We start from the raw sequence: 24,224 nt of genomic DNA, 5'->3' as shown, positions 1-24,224 counted from the left end.
CCAAAGCCGCAGGTCGGCCGCACTCGGATGGGAGAATGACATGAGCAAACAATCAGATAACCCCGCCGACGCGTTCAAAAAGGCTTTGGCCGAAGCGACCAAGGTCATGTCGAACGATCCTGACCTCACAGTCAGCTATTCTGTTGATCCGTCGGGGCTGAGCGGGGATTCCATGCGCCTGCCACAGGTCAGCCGTCGCATGACCCGCGAGGAAGTCCTGCTGGCCCGCGGCACCGCTGACGCGCTCGCGCTGAACCGGCGCTATCACAACGGCCAGACCCACGCGAAATACATGCCCGCCGGTGACATGGCCCGCGATCTTTATGAAGCGATGGAAACCGCCCGCTGCGAAGCCGTAGGTGCGCGCGACATGCCCGGCACCGCGGGCAATATCGACGCGAAGATCAAATACGACTCCCTGCGCAAGGGCTATGATCAGGCCAAGCAGCCCTCGGACGTGCCTTTGGCCACGGCGGCAGGCTATCTGGTGCGCCATCTGGCGACGGGGCGTGACATGCCCGCCGGTGCCGCCAACGCAATGGAGCTGTGGCGCGGCTATATCGAGGACCAGGCCGGTGGCACGCTCGAGACGTTGAACGACACGCTGGATGATCAGGCCGCCTTTGCCCGCTTTGCGCGCAAGATGATCGTTGACCTTGGCTATGGCGATCAGTTGGGCGATGACCCCGACCAAGGCGACGACGACCAAGACAGCGCCGAGGAAGAAGGCACCGAAGAAGAGCAAGAGCCCGATAGCACCGGTCAGGACGATCAGGACGACGACGAGGCAGAAGCCTCGCCCGAGCAGTCGCAAGAGCAGCAGCAGGATGAATCCCAGGCGCAGGTGTCGATGGATGACACCGCCGATCAGGAGCTTGGCGAAGAGGCCGAGATGCCCGATGGCGACGCCCCGATGGAACCACCCGCCCCGCCGCAAGCCTCGGACGCGGACCCGAATTATCTGGTGTACCAGACCGAGCATGACGAGGTGATCGGGGCCGAAGACCTTGCCGAACCGGCAGAGCTTGAACGCCTGCGCGCCTATCTGGACCAGCAGCTAGAACCGCTGAAAGGCGCGGTCAGCCGTCTGGCGAACAAGCTGCAACGTCGCTTGCAGGCGCAGCAGAACCGGTCGTGGGAATTCGACCTTGAGGAAGGTACACTGGATGCCGGTCGTCTGGCCCGTGTCGTGGCCAACCCCACAACCCCGCTGTCGTTCAAGGTCGAACAGGACACCGAATTCCGCGACACCTGTGTGACCTTGCTGCTGGATAACTCCGGCTCGATGCGCGGGCGGCCGATTTCCATCGCCGCAATCTGCGCCGATGTTCTGGCTCGCACGCTGGAGCGTTGCAACGTCAAGGTCGAGATCCTGGGCTTTACCACCCGCGCCTGGAAAGGCGGCCAAGCCCGCGAGGCCTGGTTGAACGACGGCCGTCCGGTCCAGCCGGGCCGTCTGAATGACCTGCGCCACATCATCTATAAATCCGCCGACGCCCCCTGGCGGCGCACGCGGCCCAATCTGGGTCTGATGATGAAGGAAGGCTTGCTGAAAGAGAATATCGACGGGGAGGCGCTGGAATGGGCGCACCGCCGGATGATCGCCCGCCACGAGGCGCGCAAGATCCTGATGGTGATCAGCGATGGCGCGCCTGTGGATGACAGCACCCTGTCGGTGAACCCCGCGAATTATCTGGAAAAACACCTGCGCGACGTGATCGCCATGGTCGAGAAACGCAAGGCGGTGGAACTGCTGGCCATCGGCATCGGGCACGACGTCACCCGCTATTATGATCGCGCCGTTACGATCACCGATGTGGACCAGCTGGCCGGTGCGATGACCGAACAGCTGGCGGCGCTGTTTGATACCGATCCCCGCGCGCGGGCCCGTGTCATGGGCATGCGCCGCGCAAGCTGAGGGTCAGGGACGCTCCGCGGGGAGTTTTAAGAGCAAAATGAAGAATGGGGTGGGGATATGTTTCAATCGTTCGAGGTAACCTCGCGGCCGGAACAGGGGCCGCCACGGCTGGCGGCGCTGCGCAAAGAGCTGCAGGCAGAGGCGCTTGACGGGTTTCTAGTGCCCCGCGCTGACGCGCATCAGGGTGAATATGTTGCCCCCCGTGACGACCGGTTGAAATGGCTCACGGGGTTCACCGGATCGGCTGGCTTCTGTGCCGCTTTGCGCGATGTGGCGGGCGTGTTTATCGACGGGCGCTATCGCACGCAGGTCAAGGCGCAGGTGGCGGATGTCTATACGCCCGTGGCCTGGCCCGAAGTCTCGCTGGCCGAATGGCTGCGCGCACAGCTGCCTCAGGGTGGCGTGATCGGCTTTGATCCCTGGCTGCATGCCGCCGGGCAGATCGTCCAGCTTGAGGACGCCTTGGACGGCAGCGGCATCACGCTGCGCCGCACCGATAATCTGGTCGACCGCATCTGGGAGGACCAGCCCGCCCCGCCCATGAACCCCGCCAAGGTCCACCCGATCGGCTATGCGGGCGAGGCCCATGGCGATAAGATCGCGCGGCTGGCCGAAGGGCTGCGCGACAAGGGCCTAGGGGCCGCGGTGATCACCCTGCCCGACAGCCTGTGTTGGCTGCTGAACATCCGCGGGTCCGATATTGCGCGCAATCCGGTCGTGCATGGCTTTGCCGTGCTGCACAGCGCGGGTCACGTGGACGCGTTCGTTGCCCCATTCAAGCTGGAGGGGCTTGAGGCGCATTTGGGCGCGCACGTGACCCTGCATGCGCCAGAGGCGTTTTTGGATGCGCTTGGCGACCTGTCGGGCCCCGTGCTGGTCGAGAAGGCCACCGTGCCTGTGGCTGTTTGGGACGCTTTGGGCGACAGGGTCGTCTGGGGCGACGACCCCTGCGCCCTGCCCAAAGCCTGCAAGAACGCGGCGGAGATCGAAGGCTCTGTCGCGGCGCATTTGCGCGACGGGGCGGCCTTGGTCGAGGTGCTGGCCTGGCTGGATGCGCAGCCTGCGGGCAGCGTGACGGAGACGCAAGTGGTGACCCAGCTGGAGACCGCACGCCGCCGTGATCCGGCCTTGCAAGAGATCAGCTTTGAAACCATTGCCGGCACCGGCCCCAATGGTGCGATCATGCACTACCGCGTGACCGAGGACACCGATAGCCTTTTGCAAGACGGGCATCTGCTGGTGCTGGATTCGGGCGGGCAATATCTGGATGGCACCACCGACATCACCCGCACCATCGCCATCGGCACGCCGCCGGTCGAGGCGAAAGAGGCGTTTACCCGTGTGCTGAACGGTTTGATCGCCATGAGCCGTCTACGCTGGCCCCAAGGGCTGGCCGGGCGCGATATCGAGGCTGTGGGGCGTTTGCCGCTCTGGATGGCGGGGCAGGATTTCGATCACGGGCTGGGCCATGGCGTCGGGGCCTATCTGAGCGTGCACGAAGGACCGCAACGTCTGAGCAAGCTCAGCACGGTGCCCCTGTCCGAAGGCATGATCCTGAGCATCGAGCCCGGCTATTACCGCGAGGGGGCCTTTGGCATCCGGCTGGAAAACCTTGCCGTGGTGCGGTCTGCGCCTGATCTGCCAGGCGGGGACGCGCATCGCGCCATGCTGTCGTGGGAGACGCTGAGCTTTGCGCCCATCGACACGCGGCTGATCGTGCCGGAGATGCTGAGCCAAGATGCGCGAGACTGGCTGAACGCCTATCATCGCGACGTTGCGGAAAAGATCGGGCCGCGGCTATCACCGGTTGCAAAACTGTGGTTGGATGCGGCAACAGCGCCGGTTTGAGCGCGATATATTTCAGTTCATTCAGGGAGGACGGTCAGCAATGGCAGACCATATCAAGATATTGAAGTCGAACGGAACATGGACAGTGCGCGCAGGGGGCGCGGTACTGGCCGAAACACGTAATGCGCTTGAGCTGCGCGAAGGCGACCACGACGCGGTGATCTATATCCCCCGTTCGGATATCGCCATGGCGTTTCTGGACAAGACCGACAAGACCACCCACTGCCCGCACAAGGGCGATGCGCATTACTTCTCGGTCGTGACCAAAAGCCGGACGTTGGAAAACGTGGCATGGTCCTACGAGGACCCCAGCGAGGATGTCGCAGAGATCAAGGGCCATCTGGCCTTCTACCAATTGCCCGAGGTTGCGGTAGAACAAATCTAGGGCCCCCGAAAGGGCCCTGGAAATTCACGATTGAAGCAAAGGGGGGCTGCGGCCCCTCTTATGCGTTCAGCAGCCAGCTTGTGTCCGCGCTGAGATCGGCGGCGCTGGTGTTTTGCACGATCACCACGACATTGCCGTTGACCACAAGTTCACTGTCGGTGCCATTGGCAGCGGCGCGGATTTCGAACATCCCGTCACCGGGGGCAAATTGCGCAGGCGAGCCTTGGGTTTCCTGCAGGTACAGCCCGTCTTCGGCGAGATTAAAGTCGGTCACGATGACCGGGGCCTTGCCCACTTGATCATAGCCGATGGCATTGATCACGTCGGCCCCTTCGCCCCCTGTCACGGTATCTCCGTCGTTGGCGCTGATGGTGTCACTGCCATCGCCCCCCAGCACGACATCTGCCATCGTATCCGTATCACCCGACACATTGCCGTTGAGGTTGAAGTCGAACGCGCGGATCACATCGTCACCGGCACCGCCGTCAATACTGTCGGTCCCCAGCCCCGAGATCAAAAAGTCATTCCCCGCCCCGCCGTTCAACGTGTCGTCACCCATGCCGCCGAACAGCGCGTCATTGCCAGCGTCGCCATCAATCAGGTCGTCGCCTCTGTTGCCCGCCAGCTTGTCCGGCCCCTCGCCGCCGGAAAGCGTGTCATTGCCGGGGCCCGCGTTGATCGTATCGGCACCTGCGTCGCCAGACAGCGCATCATTGCCACTGCCGCCGTTGATCAGATCGCTTTGGGTGCCGCCGCTGATCACATCGTCGCCGCCATTGCCATTCAGCGTGTCGTTCAACCCGCCCCCCATCAACGTGTCGTTCCCGATGTTGCCGTTGAGCAGGTCGTTGCCGCCCTGCCCGTCGAGCATATCATCGCCCGCCAAGCCGCTCAGCGTATCGCTGCCAACCCCGCCCATCAGCGTGTCATTGCCCTGCCCGCCGCTGAGCCCGTCGTTGCCTTCGTTGCCCATCAGGATGTCGTCGCCGTCGTTCCCTTCGATGTAGTCAAAGCCTTCGCCACCGCTTAGCGTGTCATTGCCGCGCCCCCCCAGCACGGTATCCGCGCCAAAGTTACCTTGGGCGTCGTCATCGCCCGACCCGCCGTTGACCAGATCGTTGTTGGTGCCACCGCGCAGCACGTCATCGCCGGAATTGCCAAAGAGCGTGTCCATCAGCCCGCCGCCCAAAAGCGTATCATTATCGGCCCCGCCATCCAGATTGTCGGACCCGAGCCCGCCCACGAGGGAATCCGCACCGCCAAAGCCGCCAAGGCTGTCGTCGCCGCTACCGCCGATCAGGGTGTCGTTATCGGCCCCGCCATCAAGCGTATCGCTGCCGTTGTTCCCGTTGAGCAGATCGTCACCCAGACCACCGCGCAGCATATCGCTGCCCTGCCCGCCGGACAGGTCATCGGTGCCCCCGAAGCCTGAAAGACTGTCCGCGCCGTTCCCGCCCAGCAATGTGTCGGCACCCGGCCCGCCGTTGACGGTATCGCGCCCCTCTTCGCCATTGCCAAGATTGTCGCCACCGCCAAGGTTCAGTAGGTCATTGCCCGCGCCGCCCTGCACCGTGTCATCGCCGCCAAAGCCGTTTACCGTGTCGTCACCGCCAAACGCGTCGATGTCATCATCCGCGCCCGCGCCCGTGCCCGTGACCAGATCAGGGCCGTTGGTGCCCTGCTGCGTGGCGATCTGCGGGTCTGTCACCTCGGGCTCTGCCACGTCTTGCATGTCGTCGTTGGTATCGTCGTCATCGCTGTCGCTGCCAATCAATCCCGCAAATCCCAAAAGCGCGAGCGCTGGTAGTAAAGTCAATCCAAGCATGTTCAAATCCCCCTAAGCTATACCCAGAGTGTAGCTTACGCTGAGGAACGCAAGAAAGACAAATTACCGCCGCATTTCAGACACATTTCAATATTTAGGACAGTTCAGCCCTGCCGCACCTACTGTCGCGTATGAAGCGACAATCAGGAGTGTTCCTCGGCCGCTGTCTCGGCCAGGGCGCGGTTATAGGCCTTAAGCGCATCCACATGGAACAGCGCACCCAAAAGTTCGGGCGGCGATTCGGGCTTGAGCGTGACCACGGGAATAAACGCCGCGCCGGTCTGCTCGAAAATCGGCATCGCGGCCTCTAGCGTGGCGGTGCCGTCGATATAGGTACCCTCGCCGATCAGATCCCAGCAGGTTTCTTCGTTCGCAGCGCGCAGGTCGTCGGGGCGGCGCATGATGCGGCCGACCATGAACATGCCCAGCAGATAGGCCTGAGGACCGGCGGCAAGGTGGATACCGCGGCGTTCCATCTGCGTCAGGAAAAAGCTGCGGTGCACCAGACGCGAGGCCAGCGCTGTTGACATGCTCACAGCGACCATCACCGCCAGACCTGTCTGCCAGTCTCCGGTCAGTTCGAATACAATCAAGGTGGTAGAGATCGGCGCCCCCAGAACGGCAGCTGCCACCGCGCCCATGCCCGCCAGCGCATAAAGCGACGTGGCCCCCGACATCGTGGGAAAGACGCCCGTGGCGATCAACCCGAAGGCCAGCCCGGTCAGCGCCCCCAACATCAGCGAGGGCGAAAACACCCCGCCGCCCATCCGCCCGCCAAGGGTGATCGACACCGCGATGATCTTGAGCACGGCAAAGACAACGGCTTCGTGCAGGATCATATCACCGCTTAACGCGCGGGTCGTCGTCTCGTATCCGACGCCGATGATATGCGGGAACCACAGCGCGATCACGCCAAGGATTGCCCCTGCCACGGCAGGGCGCAGGTAGCGCGGCAGCTTGCTGCGGGCCTGTATGAAGTTGCCGAAATCCTCGGCCCAGAAGATACCGCGCATGAGAAACACTGCCACCACGCCGCAGGTCAGCCCCAGCAGCAGGAAGGCGGGCAGCTCGGCATAGAAGGACATATCGCCCACGGTGGGCAGGGCGAATTCGGTAAGGCCGCCGAATTCCAACCGGTTGATCACAGTGCCCGCGGCCGACGCGATCACGATGGGGGCAAAGGCGTGCACCGCAAAGTGGCGCAAAACGATCTCGAGCGCGAAAAGCGCGCCTGCGATCGGGGCATTAAAGCTGGCAGAGACGGCCGCCGCAACGGCGCAGCCCAACAGGTCACGACCGGTAATACCGCTGGCATTGATCCGGCGGCTCACCAGGGTCGAGATCACGCCCGCAAGGTGGACCACCGGCCCTTCTCGCCCTGACGATCCGCCGGTGCTCAGCGTGATCAGCGAGGCCAGCGCCGACGCAATACCGGCTCGTGTTTCCACCCGACCTTCATGCAATGCCGCGCCAAGGATCACATCGCCGACGCTGCGCACACGGGCATCTCGGGTGAAATTATGCAAGATCAGCCCCACGGTCAGCCCGCCGATGGTGGGGATCAGAACGACCCAATACCAATCAAGGCTGCCGATAAAACTATGCAGGTGCTGCACGTCTTCAGTGCCATAAAGAAACGCCTGTAGTGCGTTGATCCCTTTACGAAAAAACAACGCGGCAAAGCCTGCCGAGATGCCGATTGCAAGCGCGATGAACCAGAAGGTGACCTTGCCCGGCCCTTTTTCACGCAACACATCCCACCCCAAACGCGCATGGCTGCACAACGTGTCATACTGCTGGTTCAGAAAGGGGCGCGGTTTCAAAGGCATGGCGGCTTTGCTGTCAGGGTTTACCCATGTCTAGGACAGAGCCGCCTGCGTTAAAACCCCTGCAATCAAGACTGTGCCGTTAGCTGGCGAATTCTTCGCCCAAAAGCTCGCGCGCGGCGGCGCGTGCGGCCTCGGTAATCGTATCCCCTGCCAGCATCCGCGCAACCTCGTCCACGCGTTCTGGCGCTGACAGCGGCGTAACGGTCGACAGGGTCATGCCCTTGGACACGGCCTTAGACACGCGCCAGTGATGCGCGCCCAAAGCGGCAACCTGGGGGGAGTGGGTGACAACAAGCACCTGCCCGCCCTGCGACAGCGCCGCCAGACGACGCCCCACCGCATCGGCGGTCGCACCGCCGACACCCCGGTCGATTTCGTCGAAGATCATCGTCAGGCCGGTTTGCCCCTTGGCCAGACAGACCTTAAGCGCGAGCAGAAAGCGGCTGAGCTCCCCGCCTGATGCGATCTTGCCAAGTGGGCCCGCAGGCGCGCCGGGGTTGGTGGCCACGGTAAAGGACACCGCATCGCGGCCTTCCGGTCCGGGTGTTTCCTCGGTGATCTGCGTGGCAAAAACCGCGCGCTCCATCTTGAGCGGGGCAAGCTCTGCCGCGACGGCCTTGTCCAGCTTGCCCGCTTTCTTGCGGCGCGCGTCGGTCAGGGCGTCGGCTGCGGCATCATAGGCGGCTTGGGCGTCGCGCACGGCTTTCTCCAGGCCCGCCTGTGCGGCCTCGCCTGCGTCCAGCGCGTCCAGCTTGCCGCGCAGCGTCTCGGCAAAGCCCGCCAGATCGTCGGCCAGCACCTCGTGCTTGCGGGCCATGGCGCGGATCGCAAAGAGGCGCTCTTCGGTTTCTTCCAGCTCGATCGGGTTGAACGACATGGTGTCGATGGCGGCGACCACGCCTTCCATCGCCTCGTCCAATTCGACCATCGCACGCGAAAGCGCCGCCATCGGGGCCTCTAGCGCGCCGTCGGCTTTATGGGCCACCCCGTCGAGCCAGCGCAGGGCGTCGCCCAGCTGTGTCTCTGCCCCGCCCTGTCCCATCATCTCGTAGGCGTTGACCACATCGCTGCGGATCTTTTCGGCGCTTTGCATTAGGCGACGGCGCGCGTCGAGCTGTTCTTCCTCGCCCGCTTGCGGGTCCAGCTTGTCCAGCTCTGCCACGGCGTGGCGCAGGTATTCTTCTTCGGCGGCAATCGCCTCGCGCTCGGCGGCGGCCTGTTTGGCAGCCTTGCGCGCCGCAGCCAAGGCAGACCACGCCTGACGCACCTTGTCGCGCAGCGGGGCGGTGCCCGCGAATTCATCCAGAATGGCGCGGTGGCCCTTGGGGTCAAGCAACCCGCGGTCATCATGCTGGCCGTGCAATTCGACCAACGTTTCCGACAGCGCGCGCAGCACCTCGCCCGAGCAGCGGCGGTCATTGACCCAAGCCGTTTTGCGCCCGTCAGACCCGTTGATGCGGCGCAAGATCAGCTCTCCCCCGCCGGGCAGGCCAGCCTCTTTCAGCACCGCATGAGCGGCGTGGCCTTCGGGCAGATCGAACCATGCCGTGACCTCGCCCTGAGACGCGCCCTGACGCACCAGATCGGCGCGCCCGCGCCAGCCCAGCACGAACCCGAGACTATCGAGCAAGATCGATTTACCCGCCCCGGTTTCGCCGGTCAGAACGTTCAAACCCGGCTGAAACGCAAGTTCCAGCCGGTCGATGATCAGCATATCCGAAATATCTAGGCCGCGTAGCATGGGTCACTATCCGTGTGGGCCGTCAAAAGGCGGGTGGTCAGATCCATTCGCCCTTGATCGTTTGGCGGTAGATCGCGGTCAACCAGTTATCGCCGAAGGACTTCATTTCAAGACCCTGACCGGTCAGCAGCTTATAGCTTGCCTCGTACCATTCGGTGGACTGGTAATTGTGCCCCAGAATGGCACCTGCGGTCTGCGCCTCGTCCGTGAGACCCAGCGACAGATAGGCCTCTACCAGACGGTGCAGCGCCTCGGCGGTGTGGGTGGTTGTCTGGAAATCCTCGACCACGACGCGGAAGCGGTTGATCGACGCGGTATAGTGTTTGCGGCGCAGATAATAGCGCCCCACTTCCATTTCCTTGCCCGCCAGATGGTCAAACGCCAGATCGAATTTCAGCACGGAAGACCGCGCATATTCGCTGTCTGGATAATCCTCGATCACGCGACGCAGCGCTTGCAGCGCCTGAAAGGTCAGCCCTTGGTCGCGGCCAACTTCGTCGATCTGGTCATAATAGCTTAGGGCCAGAAGGTAGCTTGCATAGGACGCATCATCGTCATCGGGGAAGAAATCGATATAGCGCTGCGCGGCAGAGCGGCTGTTGGGGTAATCCTGATCCTGATGATAGGCGAAAGCCTGCATGATCAGCGCCCGCTTGGCCCATTCGGAATAGGGGTACAGGCGTTCGATCTCGGAGAAATATTCAGCCGCTTCGGCAGGGCGTTTGCGGTTCAGTTCAAATTCGCCACGCTCGTAAATCTGCTCGGCCGAGTATGTTTCAAGCGGAATTTCCTGAGGGTTGAAGAAGCTGTTGGTCGTCCGACCCGTGTCCTGAGCACCACCGCACGCGCCAAGAACGCCCGCCAAAAGCACCGCACCGACCACCCGCTTGCGCGACATCGTACCCGTCATGCGTTTCACCCTCGCTTTAAACTCTGCGTCACGTTTCACGATACGCCTTTGCCCGTGACTAGCACAAGGTTTCGCGCAACAAAACGACCATTCGCCAGTCCCCTGCAAGGGCGGCTGTCGACGGGCCAAATCGTAAACAAAGGATTACCCAAGCCCCACCGGAGTTTCAACCGTCGTTAACGCCCTGCCCTGCGACATCGCGTTACCGCTTTCAGGCAACGGCGGGGATTTCGTCCCACTCAAGACCAAAGCCAGGCAGACGCGACGCCATTTGCGCGTCACATTCAACCATGCGCACAGCACCGGGGGTCGCGAACAGCGCCCGCAGCAGCGTGTTGGTCAGGCTGTGGCCGGCGCGCACGCCGGTGTAATGGCCGATCAGCGGAGCGCCGGCCAGCGCCAGATCCCCCAAGGCATCCAGCATCTTGTGGCGTACGGGTTCGTCCGCGTGGCGCAGACCACCGGGGCTCAGCACTTGGTCGCCGTCGAAGACGACGGCATTTTCACCCGCGTGACCGCCCAATGCCAGACCGTTCGCCTGCATCGCGTCGACATCCGCCTGACGGCAGAAGGTTCGGCTGTCGCAAAGTTCGCGGGCGAAGCTGCCGTTGTTCATGACCAGCGACTTTTCCTGATGGCCAATGGCGGCATCGGCGAAATCGATGACAAAATCGATCTTCAGGGTGTCTGCCGGTGCGATGGTGGCCGAGGCTTCGCCATCCGTCACGGTGACCGTTTTCAGCACTTCGAAAGCACGCACAGGGGCCGCCAGTACGCGAACGCCGCGCTGCATGATACCCCGCACGAAGGGCGCGGCAGAGCCGTCGAGGATCGGCACTTCGGGGCCGTCAATCTCGACCAGCGCGTTGTGGATACCACAACCGGCCAGTGCGGCCATCAGGTGTTCAACAGTAGAGATTTGCAGACCCGCCGCATTTTCCAGCTTGGTGCAGAGAGGCGAGCGATTCACTGCGTCCCAGCGGGCGGGGATCAGGCGATCGCCCACATCCACGTCACTGCGCGAGAACCAGATACCGTGATGCGCGCCAGCCGGACGGATCGTCACAGTTGCAGGACGGCCAGAATGAAGGCCGGTGCCGCTAAAGCTGATCGCTGTCTTAATGGTTGTCTGCACGGTCAATACTCACTGTCCAAAGATCATCTGTCTAAGTTGAACTCTGTCCTAACGGGGCCGTTCCTAATGCTCAATTCAATCATTGCTACCGTCTGAAACATCACTGTCACAATTGGGCGTTAACGTGCGCATACTCCCAATAAGCCATTGTTATATATATATTTCAGGCTCCCGATCATCCCTGAAATGACGGCGAAGCGTGAACATATAACAGCAATATTTCAACGAATGTTATCGACCCGCACACCCCAATTGCTGCACCGCAGCACGCTTAAAGTTGTGGCGCTAACGGAAAAGACCACCCCTAAGGGTGGCCTTTCGGACGTTTACGAGGACGTCTTAGGTAAGCTTAGTTCGCCTGACGACGCAGGAAGGCGGGGATTTCGATCCGCTCTTGATCTTCGTCCTGGACGTCGCGCGGCTGTGGCGCGGCAGAGGTCGCGCGGGTCTGAACCGGCGGCTGCTGACGTGCGGGACGCTGCTGCTGTGTTTCCGCCTCACCGTGACCGGTCATGCGGTTGATCAACGAGTTGATGCCAAAGCGCTTCTCGCCCTGCTCGGCGGCGGGCTGTTGACGCTGCTGCTGCGGCTGCGCTTGTGGCTGACGCTGTTGCTGCTGGCTTGGCGACGCTTTTTGCGCGGCGGCGCGCAGACGGGCCAGTGCTTCGGGCGATGGGGTGCCAGGGGCGCGTGGCGCGACAAACGCCTCTTGCTCTTGCGCGTCGACATTCACCTCTTCGCGGCGCGGCTGGAAGGACGCAACCTCGGGACGGTAGGCGGGGGGCGGCAGATCATCTGCGTCCGACGCTTCGTCTTCGTAGGATGTGTCAGAGAAACCGCTGTGGTTGACCGCGGCTTCTTCCTTGAACAGCTGCTGCTGTGGCTCTTCTTCGTACTCGGCCTGTGCGGCAACGGGTGCAGGTGCTTCGGCGGCGGGGGCTTGTTCAACCTCTGGCGCTTTGGCTGGCAATGGCTGCGACATGGAACGGCGCGGCACGGGCATCTCTGTGTTGACGTCAACCGCATCGATCCCAGTGGCAACAACGCTCACGCGCATGACGCCACCCAGTTCGGTGTCGAGCGTGGACCCCACGATGATGTTCGCGTCCGGGTCGACTTCTTCGCGAATACGGTTCGCCGCTTCGTCCAGTTCGAACAGGGTCAGGTCGTGACCGCCGGTGATGTTGATCAGAACGCCCTTGGCACCGCGCAGGCTGATTTCGTCCAGCAGCGGGTTCGCAATGGCTTTCTCGGCGGCCTGGATGGCGCGATCTTCGCCCTCTGCCTCGCCGGTGCCCATCATCGCTTTGCCCATCTCGTCCATCACGGCGCGCACGTCCGCAAAGTCGAGGTTGATCAGGCCGGGGCGGACCATCAGATCCGTGACGCCTTTGACACCTTGGTACAGCACGTCATCCGCCATGGAGAATGCTTCGGTAAAGGTGGTTTTTTCATTCGCCAGACGGAACAGGTTCTGGTTGGGAATGATGATCAGTGTATCGACGACCTTTTGCAGCGCCTCGATACCGTCTTCAGCCTGACGCATCCGCTTGATGCCTTCAAACTGGAACGGCTTGGTCACGACACCAACGGTCAGAACACCCAGTTCACGCGCAGCCTGCGCGATGATCGGCGCGGCCCCTGTCCCGGTGCCCCCGCCCATACCGGCGGTGATAAAACACATATGCGCGCCGGCAAGATGGTCAACAATCTGCTCAATGCTTTCTTCGGCAGCAGCAGCACCGACAGAGGCCCGCGCGCCCGCACCCAGACCTTCGGTCACTTTGATGCCCAGCTGAACGCGGCTTTCCGCTTTGGCTTGCTGCAACGCTTGCGCGTCTGTGTTGGCAACCACGAAATCAACACCGTCGAGCTCTTTCTCGATCATGTTGTTCACGGCGTTGCCGCCTGCCCCGCCAACACCAAACACTGTGATGCGGGGTTTCAGGTCGCCCTGTCCGGGCATTGAAAGATTAAGGGTCATGAGCCATCCGCCTGTATTGTTTAGCTCGCTTACGGAGCATTTTTTGTGCAATCCCCCTTATTGTATAGGGAGAACGCCCATGCGTCACCTAGAAAACACGGTTTTGACACATTATATGGGCGTTTTTTTGCCGGTTTTCTCATGATTTCGACGCGCGCACCGCATCTGGGGGTTACCAGTTGTCGCGGAACCACTTGACAGCGCGCTTCAACGACCGGGATGGGTAGCGGTCGGCGGGAATGTCGAAGTCCCACCACTCGTCTTGCGGGTGCGCGGCAAACAGCGCCAACCCTACAGCAGAGGCGAAACCCGGACCGGTTGCGGCTTGTGGCAGGCCATGCACGCGCAGCGGGCGGCCCAAACGGACCTGTTGGCCCAAAATCTTGCTTGCCAGACCATCAAGGCCCGGAATCTGACTGCCGCCGCCGGTCAGCACGATCTGCTGGCTTGGCAGGTGGTCAAAGCCCGCGGCATCCAGACGGGCGCGGACTTCTTCCAGAATTTCTTCGACACGGGGGCGCATGATGCCGATCAGCTCGGCGCGGCTCACGGTGCGACGGTCGTGCTCGTAATCACCGGTGTCGCCACCGATATCAATCATCTCGCGGTCGTCCATGCCTGTCGCATGCACCCCGCCATAGAAGGTCTTGATCCGTTCAGCATTGGCCGTCGGCACCTGCAACCCCATAGAGATGTCAGAGGTGATGTGATCCCCGCCCATGCGCACGCTGTCGGCGTAGATCATGTGTTTGCGAATGAAGATCGAAACAGAGGTCGACCCGCCGCCAAGATCGATACAGGCGGCACCAAGTTCCTGTTCGTCCTCGACCAGCGATGAAATCCCCGAGACATAGGCCGAAGACGCAACGCCCGCCAGTTCGAGGTCACAGCGTTTGATGCAATGGGCAAGGTGTTGAACCGCCGCCGCGTCCACGGTCAGCATATGCATATCGACCGACAGGGTATTGCCCAACTGGCCGCGCGGATCGGACAGGCCCGACCGGTTATCCAGCGCAAAGTTCACCGGCTGGGCATGCAGCACTTCACGGCCCTCGCCGTATTCGGGCACGTCGCAATTGGCCAGAACCTGCGCGACATCCTGCTCGGACACGACCTGCCCTTCCAGATCCAGCGCCGCATCCAGACCGTAGCTGCGCGGTTCAGCCCCCGAGAAACAGGCGATCACGTGATCCACACGGATGTTGGCCATTTTCTGCGCCGCCTGCAGCGCGGTACGCACAGCGCGTTCGGTTTCCTGCATGGCGCAGATCTCGCCAAAGCGGACCCCGCGCGACCGGGTGGTCGCAGCCCCGATCACACGAAAACCGGATTGCCCCGCGAGCGACCCGATTTCGCCCTCTTCAGAGACGCGGCCCGTGCCGTCAAACCGCAGCACCAGGCAGGCGATCTTTGACGTGCCCACATCCAGAATAGCCACCACGCCGCGTTGCATCGCAAGCTTACGCATGTGGCGCATGGATCGCTGACTATCGTATAGGTCCATCATCTTTTCACTGTCCCGAAATCTGCCTGATGCGCCACAATTCTTGTGTGGCGTCCTTGTTCATTTGCACGGTGGGCCGTTGGGCCAACCGCATGTCTACCCGCGCGACGTCGCGGGCCAGCACATCCTGTGCGCCTTCCAGCGCGATCACCCGCTCCAGCGCCTGAACGGCCTGGGTTTCGGGCAGCAAGATACGCTGTTCACGGTCAAGAACGACATCCCATCGCCGCTCTCCCATGCGTACCAAACCGCGCAGCCGCTCCCCCAACGGAGCCGCCGTGCGGATCAATTCAAGCGCTTCGCTCACACGCTGGTTCGCCGCCTCGCCTACCACCAAGGGCAGGTCCGTGCGATCGCCGCGCGATGCAAGCTGGCCGATGGGGCTTCCCTCGGCGTCGATCAGCAGCAGCCCGTCCTGGCTACGCCAAACGGCGACCGGCACCCGTGGCTGTACCGACACCTGCAACACGCCGCCCGGCTTCACCCGCAGCGACGCCTGCTTGACGCCGGGAAGATCGGTGATCGCCTGCCGCAATGCAGGCAGATCAAGATCAAAGGAACTGGTTGGAAATTCGACAGGTACAGCGGCACGCACGTCGGCGGCCAAAACGCCTTCGACACCATCAATCGCCATCAGCTTGACCATGAATTCGGGGCGCTGCTGGATGCTAGTGCGGGCATTGGCATAGACATCGGCCAACTGGCCGCGCCGTGCTTCGTCCGACAGATAGATTGTCCCCGCTGCCAAGGCCAAACAGAACGGCACCCCGACGCGCAGCCCGAAACGGAACGTCGGCGTCAGCATCAAGCGCTGCATGCGCCATGCCCAACGTGACGGTGCGGGATCTGCCTTGGCCGGCTTGGCGGGTTTGACGCGTTTGATCAACGATTGCATGACGCGTCCTCGACCATCCAGGCGCAGAGCTCGCCAAAGGAAATGCCAACCGCCTGCGCCTGTTCGGGCGACAGCGACGTGGGGGTCATGCCGGGCTGGGTATTGGTTTCCAGCAGGAACAGCCCCGCTGCCCCCTTGCTTTCATCCCAACGGAAATCCGTGCGACTGACACCGCGACAGCCAAGCGCGTTATGCGCCCGCAGGGCGTAATCCATGCAGAGTTCAAAAATCTCGTGCGGGATATCGGCAGGGACCACATGGGTCGACCCGCCCGCCTTGTATTTGGCGTCGTAATCATACCAACCCGTCGTTTGGATGTCGGTCACGGTCAGCGCACGTTCGCCCATCACGGTGGTGGTCAGCTCGCGACCGGGGATGAATTTCTCGACCATGACCTCGGCAGGCATGGCATCATCCAACTGTGGCGGGCCGTTGTTTTCAATCTCGACAAGGTAAACACCGACGGATGACCCTTCGTTGTTCGGCTTGACCACATAGGGCGGGTCCATCACATGCGATCCCCGCACGGTCGCCGCCGATACGATCAAGCTTTCCACGACAGGCAAACCCGCGGCACGAAAAACTTCTTTGCTGCGCTGTTTGTCCATCGCAAGGGCGGAGGCCAGCACGCCGGAGTGTGTGTAGGGCAGGCCCATCCATTCCAGCAAACCCTGAACGCAGCCGTCTTCGCCCCAGCGGCCATGCAGACAATTCAGAACGACATCGGGTTGAGCAGCGCCCAGATCGGCACAAAGGTCGGGGCCGCAATCGACCTCGATGACTTCGAAACTCCGGTCCCGCAAAGCCGCTGCGCAGGCGCGCCCTGTTGACAGAGACACCTCGCGTTCCGCCGAGGGGCCACCCAACAATACTGCAACTCTCGGGGGTGTCCTGCTCGACAATCCCACTCAATCTGCCTTTTTAAACGGGCCTGTTGCGACCCTTATTCATTCTGTTCCGGGCCTTTTAGCGGCCCAAAATCATGACGCTCGAACGTTTATTTTTCGCCGATCCGCATAATTTCCCACTCTAGCGTAATCCCGCTGGAATCGTAAACCTTTTTTCGCACCATTTCACCCAATGCTTCAAGGTCTGCTGCCGTCGCGGAACCCGTATTGATCAGGAAGTTGGGGTGTTTCGGGCTCATCTGCGCGCCACCCAAGGTGGCACCGCGCAAGCCGGCGTCGTCAATGACCTTCCACGCCTTCAGATCATGGCGGTCATCCGCCTGCCCCGTGCTGGAAAACCCCGCCGGATTGCGGAACGTCGACCCCGCGCTGCGGTCCTTGGTGGGTTGGGTTTCGTCCCGTTTGCGCAGCTGGTCCTCCATCCGCGCGTGCAACGCCTCGGCGTCGCCCTTGGGGGGCGCGAAACGGGCAGCGGTGATGACATACCCGTCTGGCAAAGCGGTCTGGCGATAGGCAAATTGCAGATCGTCCGGCCCAAGCGTGACCTTTTCGCCTGTGCGGGTGATCGCGTCTGCGCTGATGAAATAATCAGCAGTATAGGCACCATAGCAGCCCGCGTTCATCCGTACCGCGCCGCCAATGCTACCCGGGATTGTGCGCAGGAAGGTCAGGTCCAGCCCCGCATCCGCTGCCTTGCGCGCGACATGGGCGTCCAGCGCCGCGGCACCTGCGGTGACGATTCCATCCTCGCAACTGATGGTGTTGAACCCGCGCCCCAGCCGGATCACCACAGCCCGCAAGCCGCCGTCGCGCACGATCACATTCGACCCGACCCCCATCGGCATGACCACGACATCGGCGGGCAGCGCCTTCATGAAAGCCGCCAGATCATCGGCATCGGCAGGCTGGTAAAAATAGTCAGCAGGGCCGCCCACGCGCAGCCAGGTCAGATCAGCCAAGGGGCGGTTTTGCGTCAGCTTACCGCGCATATCGGGAAAGGAAATATCTGTCATGTCCATCGCCTAGCCCGCTTTGGGAGGGAGGTCAATTTTCCACATGCGCCCGAAGCGCGCCAAAAACCGCCCAATCAATCAGGCCGGTTCGCCCGCAGCTCGCGCGTGATACGGCCGGCCAGCCATCCGGCAAGAAACGCGCAGACCGCATAGCCCGCGGCAGCGATTTGCGCCATGAATACCGGACGCTCCAGCGGTTTCGCGCCAAGGCCCCAGATCATCCACGCCCAGTTCAGCGCGAGCCCCGCCAGCAGGACCAGCACAAAGCCGCCATACCGGCGCATCAGACCGCACCAGCCCGCGGCAAGCATCCACACCACGAGGATGCTGATCAGGATCACCAGCGTCAGGTTCACTTTGCAGCATTCCGCACAGCGGCACCGCGCAGCCAGCGCATCAGATAGATCACCGGCCAGCGCAACACCGAACAGCCTCCCGCAAGTACCAGCATCCCGACCCAAGGGCCATGCTGCATGGTGACAAACCCCAGGACGGGGATGCCGACGGCAATCAACATATAAGCGCTGCGCCAATGCTGGTCAGAACTGGGCGTCATGGCCAACACATTGGCAACGACCGCCCAAAAACAGGCAAGAACCAGTGATATACTCATTTTGGAACCTCCGGGTTTTGTCCGCGCAGCTTGGCCAGCAAAAAGCGCAAGGGATTGCGGAACATGGACACAAAGGCAGCAAGAGCAAGCAGGCTATAGAGCCAGCCCACCTGAAGACCGATCAGGATGATCAGCACCGGTGCGGCGATCAGCAGGATCACACCGGGAATATATTGCAGGCGCATGGGCAGCGTCGCCACCGTGGCCGAGCAAAAGACCCACAGGATGCAAGCCCAAAGCAAGGTCATGACCGGCCCCCGTATGATGGGGTCCGCGCCATTCAAACGGCTTCCTTCTTCAAGGATTCAAGCGCGGCAGGCAAGGCGTTGGCCCAGGTGCTGATTGTCCCTGCCCCAAGGCAGACAACCATATCCCCCGGCCCTGCCTGTTCGCGGACCAGCCGCGCCAGATCATCCTCGCTTTGGACGGCGCGGGCGTGGCGGTGACCATGACGGATCAACCCTGCGACCAGATCATCGCGCCCTGCCCCCTCGATCGGGGCCTCGCCTGCGGCATAGACCTCGGCGATGCCAACAACATCGGCATCGTTGAAACAGGCGCAGAATTCCTCGAAATGGTGGTGCAAACGGCTGTAGCGGTGGGGCTGGTGGACCGCGATCACGCGCCCTTCGGTGGCCTGACGTGCGGCTTTCAGCACGGCGGTAATCTCGACCGGGTGATGACCGTAGTCGTCGATGATCGTCACGCCATCCACTTCGCCCACTTTGGTAAAGCGACGGTTCACGCCGCCGAACCCGGCAAGCGCGGCACGGATTTCTTCGGTTTTCATGCCAAGGTGGCGCGACACGGCAACCGCCGCCATCGCGTTTGACACGTTGTGATCTCCGGGCATCGGCAGGCTGCAATCCTTGATCGTGATGCCTTCGGTCTGGAACATGATATCGAAATGCGCCACGCCCGCCTTGTAGTGCAGGTTGATCGCGCGCACATCGGCTTGGGTGTTAAAGCCATAGGTCATCACGCGGCGGTCGGTGATCTTGCCGACCAAAGCCTGCACCTCGGGGTGGTCAATGCAGCAGACCGCCAGCCCGTAGAAAGGAATGTTCGAGACGAAATCCAGAAACCCTTTGCGCAGGGTATCGAAGTCGCCCCAATGCTCCATATGCTCGGGGTCGATATTGGTCACGATGGCAATGGTCGCGGGCAGACGGTTGAAGGTGCCGTCGGATTCATCCGCCTCGACCACCATCCATTCGCCCTGCCCCATGCGTGCATTCGACCCGTAAGCATGGATGATCCCGCCGTTCACAACCGTCGGGTCGATCCCGCCGTTGACCAGCAGTTCGGCCACCATCGTCGTTGTGGTGGTCTTGCCGTGGGTTCCGGCCACCGCAATGTTGGATTTCAGGCGCATCAGCTCTGCCAGCATCTCGGCGCGGCGCACGATGGGAAGGCCCGCCACCCGTGCGGCATCCAGTTCAGGGTTGCCCGGCTTGATCGCCGAAGAGATCACGACAACCGCGGCCCCTTCGATATTCGCGGCCTCCTGCCCTTCGAACACCGTCGCGCCAAGGTCCACCAGACGGTCGGTGATCTTGGTCGATTTCAGGTCCGACCCCTGCACGCGGTAGCCGTGATTCAACAACACCTCGGCAATGCCGGACATGCCGATACCGCCAATACCCACGAAATGGATCGGGCCCACATCGGTGGGAAGTTTCGTGGCTGCGTTCATCGTTTCTTTCCTTCGGTTGCCAGGGTTTCCACCATCTGGGCGAGTTCTTCTGCGGCGTCCGGCTTGGCGACAGACAGGGCGGCCCGCGCCATCTGCTGCGCGCCCTCTGCATGGGTCAGCACCATTTCGATCTGGGCCCGCAGACTGTCGGGGTTGGCCATGTTTTCGGGCACCATGATCGCGGCACCGGCGTCCACCAATCCACGGGCATTGGCCGTCTGATGATCGCCTGTCGCCGCGGCAAAGGGGATCAGGATCGACGGCCGCCCGATGATAGAGATATCGGCAACGCTGGACGCGCCAGCGCGGCTGATCACCAGTTGAGCTTCGGACATGCGCCGCGGCACGTCATGGAAAAACGGTTGCACATCGGCATTGATCCCGTTCTCGGCGTAAAAGGTTGCGACCCGCTGGCCATCCTCGTCCCGCGCCTGATGGCTGACGCGGATGTTGCGCAGCAGTTCCATCGGCAGATCGGCGATGGCGGGGGGGATCACCTCGCTCAAGATGCGCGCGCCCTGGCTGCCGCCCATCACCAAGAGCTCCATCGGGTAGTCACCCGGCGCGATATAGCCCGCGCCCGCACGCTCCAGCACCGCGGCACGCACCGGATTGCCGGTGTGCTCGGCGCTGACACCATCGGGCAATGTGGTCGGCCATGTGCCGCAGGCCACGGCATCGACATGTTTGGAAAACAGATCATTGACCCGACCGAGCACGCCATTCTGTTCATGGATCATCCGGGGCTTGCGCAGCACCCAGGCCGCTGTCAGCGCGGGGATCGACGGATACCCGCCAAAGCCGACAACCACATCGGGCTTGTCGCGCAGCATACCAAAGACACCGCCAAGCACACCGCCCAGAATACGAAACGGCGCGATGGCCTTGGCCACCAGACCGCCGCGCGCGAAAGTGGCGCTGCTGACCTGCTGAATCTCGACCGCCTCGGGGAAACCGCCGGTATAGCGCGCACCCCGCGCGTCGGTGGACAGCTTTACCCGCCAACCCCGTGCCAGCATGACTTCGGCAAGCGCTTGGGCGGGAAACATATGCCCGCCTGTCCCCCCTGCGGCGATGACCAGCAGCGGCGCCGTCATCGGGCACGGCTCCGGCCCAATAGATCAGAGATCTGGCCCTGTGGTCGTGTACGGGTAAACGCCAGCAACATGCCCACGGCGATGCCAGAGGCAATCACCGACGACCCGCCGTAGCTGACGAAAGGCAGCGTCATACCCTTGGCGGGCAGCAGCCGCACGGCCACGCCCATGTTGATCATCGCCTGCACGCCGAACATGCAGGCCAGACCGGTGCCGGCCAGACGAATAAAGGGATCCCGCTCGCGCACCAGACGCAGCAGCGACCGCACAACGATTACGGCATAAAGCGCAATCACACACATCACGAGGATCAGGCCGTATTCTTCGGCAGCAACGGCGATGATGAAATCGGTATGCGCATCGGGCAGCGACCATTTCACCTGCCCCTCGCCCACGCCGACCCCGAACAGACCGCCTTCGCGGATCGCATCGGTGGCATAGCCAAGCTGCGTGCGCGGATCGATGTCGGGCGACAGGAACCCATCAATCCGGCGGGCAAAGTGTTCAGAGTTGGAATAGGCAAAAGTCCCCGCCAAGACGACCAGCCCGGCCATGCCCACCAGCAGCACCAGCGGCGCACCGGCTACGAAATACATGACCCCCCAGCCGAACAGGACCAGACAGGCCTGACCAAAGTCGGGCTGCAATGCCAGCATCAGGACGATGGAAATACACAGCGCAAAGGACCACGTTTTGCCCGGAGGGCCGTTGATCTCGAGCGCGGCCGCCATCATCCACGCCGCCACAACGACAAAACCGGGCTTGAGGAACTCTGACGGCTGGAAGGACGCAAAGCCCATGGAATACCAGCGCACAGCGCCTTTGCCAAAGTCGGTGCCAAAGAACGGCAGCAAGGCCAGCGCCACAAAGGACACCAGAAAGCCGACGATCGCCAGACGCCGCACCATCACGGGCGTCATCATCGACGTCAGCACCATGGCAATCACGGCAAGCACACCGAAAACAGCCTGTCGCTGCACATAGTGAAAAGAGTCAAAGCCGTTTTTCGCGGCCAACGGCGGAGAGGCCGCCAGCCCCAGCAACATGCCCACGGCAAACAGCAGGAGGATGCAGGACATCGCCCATTTGTCGATCGTACGCCACCATTTGGGAAGAATCGGTTCGCCATCCCGAACGGGAACCGCGCCATAGACCATTTCTGTCATGGGACCTGCCTTACACTGCCTCGTTCCGCCCCTTTTCGGGGTCTAGCTTGCAGTGTAGCGCGAAAGGTCACGCGGGGCTAGTCTGTTTTAACCAGCCCCGCGCAAAGCTGCCTATGCCCCGGCGTGCGTGCCGCGGATCGGATAGTCGTTGTCACGCACAAACTTGATCCCGTTCAGCAGCCCCTCCAGATCAGGCCGCGCGAAGGGCGCGTTCGAGATGTCGAGGATCTGGATATTGCCGTCGCCGTTCACCACGAAGACGCCGGGCTCTGCGAAGGGCTGATCGGTTTCTTGCGGGCTGCGCGGGTCAGAGACATAGAGCCCCAGTTCGCGCATCTGTGCGATGCTCATGTCATAGCCGATGGTCAGGGATAGATCCTGCTCTTGCGCCATCTCGCGCGCCTTGTCTTTCGGATCACCCGATACGGCAACAACGTCCACACCTGCCTTGTTGAAATCCGCGACCAGCCCGTCCAGCGTCGACAGGTACTTTTTGCAGATCGGGCAATGCAGACCGCGATAGACGACCACCAGCTGCCAGTCATTGGCGCCCCGCGGGGTGCCAAGGGTCAACATGCCGCCTTGCAGCTCTGCCACTGTCAGTTTCGGAAATGCGTTGCCTGCGTCCAATACGTTCATCGGGTCTCTCCTTTAATTGCTTCGTCTCTCACGGAATTAGTGTTCATGCGCCGGGTTACCACCCCGCTCACGGCCACTTGACCGGCTTGCGTGGCGGGGGCTATGGCGGGGCCATGCAATATGACACGGTAATTTTAGGTGCAGGGGCCGCAGGCATGATGTGCGCGGCCCACGCGGGCGGATCGGTACTGGTCGTGGATCACGCCAAAGCACCGGGCGAGAAAATCCGCATTTCGGGCGGCGGGCGCTGCAATTTCACCAATATGCACTGCACGCCGGATGCCTTCATCTGCGCCAACCCCCATTTCGCCAAATCGGCGCTGGCGCGTTATACTCAGTGGGATTTCATCGAACTGGTAGACGCACATGGGATCACGTGGCACGAAAAGACCCTCGGCCAGCTCTTCTGCGACACTTCCGCCAAAGAGATCGTCGCCATGCTGCGCGGCCTGATGCAAAAAGCCGGTGTTGACCTGCGGCTGCACAGCACGCTGACCGATATCGCCGCGCGTGATGCCGGATATAGCATGACCTTGCACACGCCCGACGGCACCACGCCGATCACCACGCGCAACTTTGTCGTTGCCTCTGGCGGGAAATCCATCCCCAAGATGGGGGCGACGGGGCGCGCCTACGAGATCGCCGCGCAGATGGGCATCCCCGTCACCGACACGCGGGCGGGGCTGGTGCCCTTCACCTTTACCGACGCCCGTTTCGCGCCCATATCCGGCACCGCAACGCCCGCGCGGGTGGCTGCCCAAGGCCCCGCCTTTGACGAAGCCTTGCTGTTCACCCACCGTGGCCTCTCCGGCCCTGCCGTACTGCAAGCTTCAAGCTACTGGACCGAAGGCGCGCCGATCACGGTGAACCTGTTGCCCGACAGTGATCTGCTGACCAGGCTGCGCAGCCAACGCCAGACCTATGGCCGCCGCAACCTGACGACAGAGCTTTCCCACCACCTGCCCGCGCGGCTGGTGGATCATCTTGCGGGGATCATGGACCTTGGCGGCAACCTCGCCGATTGGTCGGATGCAAAACTCGGCAACCTGATCGACAGGCTGTCGCATTGGGTCATGACCCCTTCTGGCACCGAAGGCTACCGCACCGCCGAAGTCACC

At 62.2% G+C, this 24,224-nt stretch carries 21 protein-coding genes; 4 read left to right on the top strand and 17 right to left on the bottom strand.

Annotated elements, in window-relative coordinates:
- The first annotated feature begins 40 nt into the window (after positions 1-40).
- From cobT to B4F27_RS15245, 3 genes are read left to right on the top strand one after another with little or no spacing between them, the layout of a single operon-like run.
- On the top strand, positions 41-1,918 hold the full coding sequence (gene cobT, locus B4F27_RS15255) for a cobaltochelatase subunit CobT (protein ID WP_005854095.1): 1,878 nt from the start codon (positions 41-43) through the stop codon (positions 1,916-1,918).
- A gap of 57 nt (positions 1,919-1,975) precedes the next feature.
- Positions 1,976-3,766, top strand: a complete 1,791-nt coding sequence (locus B4F27_RS15250; RefSeq protein ID WP_286760054.1) for an aminopeptidase P family protein — start codon at positions 1,976-1,978, stop codon at positions 3,764-3,766.
- Positions 3,767-3,806: 40 nt separating this feature from the next.
- On the top strand, positions 3,807-4,151 hold the full coding sequence (locus B4F27_RS15245) for a DUF427 domain-containing protein (protein WP_005854099.1): 345 nt from the start codon (positions 3,807-3,809) through the stop codon (positions 4,149-4,151).
- A gap of 58 nt (positions 4,152-4,209) precedes the next feature.
- Here the strand turns inward: B4F27_RS15245 and B4F27_RS15240 are convergent, their stop codons facing one another.
- From B4F27_RS15240 to B4F27_RS15160, 17 genes are all read right to left on the bottom strand, one after another.
- On the bottom strand, positions 4,210-5,976 hold the full coding sequence (locus B4F27_RS15240; protein ID WP_286760053.1) for a calcium-binding protein: 1,767 nt from the start codon (positions 5,974-5,976) through the stop codon (positions 4,210-4,212).
- Positions 5,977-6,119: 143 nt separating this feature from the next.
- Positions 6,120-7,805 (bottom strand): chloride channel protein, encoded by a 1,686-nt coding sequence (locus tag B4F27_RS15235; protein ID WP_168592772.1) that lies wholly within the window; start codon positions 7,803-7,805, stop codon positions 6,120-6,122.
- Between the two features lie 79 nt (positions 7,806-7,884).
- A complete protein-coding gene (recN, locus tag B4F27_RS15230; protein WP_286760052.1) occupies positions 7,885-9,546 on the bottom strand; it encodes a DNA repair protein RecN in 1,662 nt (553 codons plus the stop codon).
- 37 nt (positions 9,547-9,583) lie between these two features.
- Complete coding sequence (locus B4F27_RS15225; RefSeq protein ID WP_005854107.1) at positions 9,584-10,456, bottom strand: outer membrane protein assembly factor BamD; 873 nt, start codon at positions 10,454-10,456, stop codon at positions 9,584-9,586.
- Positions 10,457-10,667: 211 nt separating this feature from the next.
- Positions 10,668-11,591: a UDP-3-O-acyl-N-acetylglucosamine deacetylase gene (gene lpxC / locus B4F27_RS15220; protein ID WP_037945053.1), complete on the bottom strand. Its 924-nt coding sequence runs from the start codon at positions 11,589-11,591 to the stop codon at positions 10,668-10,670.
- Positions 11,592-11,940: 349 nt separating this feature from the next.
- Complete coding sequence (gene ftsZ, locus B4F27_RS15215; protein WP_074634487.1) at positions 11,941-13,575, bottom strand: cell division protein FtsZ; 1,635 nt, start codon at positions 13,573-13,575, stop codon at positions 11,941-11,943.
- Positions 13,576-13,747: 172 nt separating this feature from the next.
- Positions 13,748-15,082, bottom strand: coding sequence for a cell division protein FtsA (ftsA, locus tag B4F27_RS15210; protein WP_037944512.1), 1,335 nt, complete (start codon positions 15,080-15,082; stop codon positions 13,748-13,750).
- A gap of 4 nt (positions 15,083-15,086) precedes the next feature.
- Positions 15,087-15,974, bottom strand: a complete 888-nt coding sequence (locus B4F27_RS15205) for a cell division protein FtsQ/DivIB (RefSeq protein WP_005854115.1) — start codon at positions 15,972-15,974, stop codon at positions 15,087-15,089.
- The gene (locus B4F27_RS15200) at positions 15,962-16,882 is read right to left on the bottom strand and encodes a D-alanine--D-alanine ligase (RefSeq protein ID WP_286760051.1); all 921 of its coding nucleotides are present in this window, start codon (positions 16,880-16,882) and stop codon (positions 15,962-15,964) included. The genes B4F27_RS15205 and B4F27_RS15200 overlap by 13 nt, the downstream gene beginning before the upstream one ends.
- Positions 16,883-16,971: 89 nt before the next feature.
- Positions 16,972-17,901, bottom strand: a complete 930-nt coding sequence (gene murB / locus B4F27_RS15195; protein WP_414717706.1) for a UDP-N-acetylmuramate dehydrogenase — start codon at positions 17,899-17,901, stop codon at positions 16,972-16,974.
- 68 nt (positions 17,902-17,969) lie between these two features.
- Entirely contained in the window at positions 17,970-18,251 is a 282-nt protein-coding gene (locus B4F27_RS15190; RefSeq protein ID WP_286760049.1) for a hypothetical protein, read from the bottom strand.
- Positions 18,248-18,508, bottom strand: coding sequence for a DUF2484 family protein (locus B4F27_RS15185; protein ID WP_074634491.1), 261 nt, complete (start codon positions 18,506-18,508; stop codon positions 18,248-18,250). The genes B4F27_RS15190 and B4F27_RS15185 overlap by 4 nt, the downstream gene beginning before the upstream one ends.
- Positions 18,505-18,756, bottom strand: coding sequence for a DUF2484 family protein (locus B4F27_RS15180; protein ID WP_005854125.1), 252 nt, complete (start codon positions 18,754-18,756; stop codon positions 18,505-18,507). Before B4F27_RS15180 ends, B4F27_RS15185 begins: the two co-directional genes overlap by 4 nt.
- Before the next feature lie 32 nt (positions 18,757-18,788).
- Positions 18,789-20,204 carry a UDP-N-acetylmuramate--L-alanine ligase gene (murC, locus tag B4F27_RS15175; RefSeq protein ID WP_286760048.1) on the bottom strand — a complete coding sequence of 472 codons (1,416 nt, stop codon included), beginning with the start codon at positions 20,202-20,204 and terminating at the stop codon, positions 18,789-18,791.
- A complete protein-coding gene (locus B4F27_RS15170; RefSeq protein WP_074634493.1) occupies positions 20,201-21,301 on the bottom strand; it encodes a UDP-N-acetylglucosamine--N-acetylmuramyl-(pentapeptide) pyrophosphoryl-undecaprenol N-acetylglucosamine transferase in 1,101 nt (366 codons plus the stop codon). The genes murC and B4F27_RS15170 overlap by 4 nt, the downstream gene beginning before the upstream one ends.
- Positions 21,298-22,467, bottom strand: a complete 1,170-nt coding sequence (ftsW, locus tag B4F27_RS15165) for a putative lipid II flippase FtsW (RefSeq protein ID WP_005854131.1) — start codon at positions 22,465-22,467, stop codon at positions 21,298-21,300. Before ftsW ends, B4F27_RS15170 begins: the two co-directional genes overlap by 4 nt.
- A 111-nt stretch (positions 22,468-22,578) precedes the next feature.
- The gene (locus B4F27_RS15160; protein ID WP_074634494.1) at positions 22,579-23,106 is read right to left on the bottom strand and encodes a redoxin domain-containing protein; all 528 of its coding nucleotides are present in this window, start codon (positions 23,104-23,106) and stop codon (positions 22,579-22,581) included.
- A gap of 113 nt (positions 23,107-23,219) precedes the next feature.
- On the opposite strand from B4F27_RS15160, the gene B4F27_RS15155 reads away from it, so the two are divergent.
- Positions 23,220-24,224 (top strand): NAD(P)/FAD-dependent oxidoreductase (locus B4F27_RS15155; protein WP_286760047.1); only part of this gene is annotated, 1,005 nt, incomplete at its 3' end.

This window comes from Sulfitobacter sp. UBA1132 (assembly GCF_002311545.1).
GTDB lineage: Bacteria > Pseudomonadota > Alphaproteobacteria > Rhodobacterales > Rhodobacteraceae > Sulfitobacter > Sulfitobacter pontiacus.
This window is presented reverse-complemented; position numbering and strand designations above follow the sequence as displayed.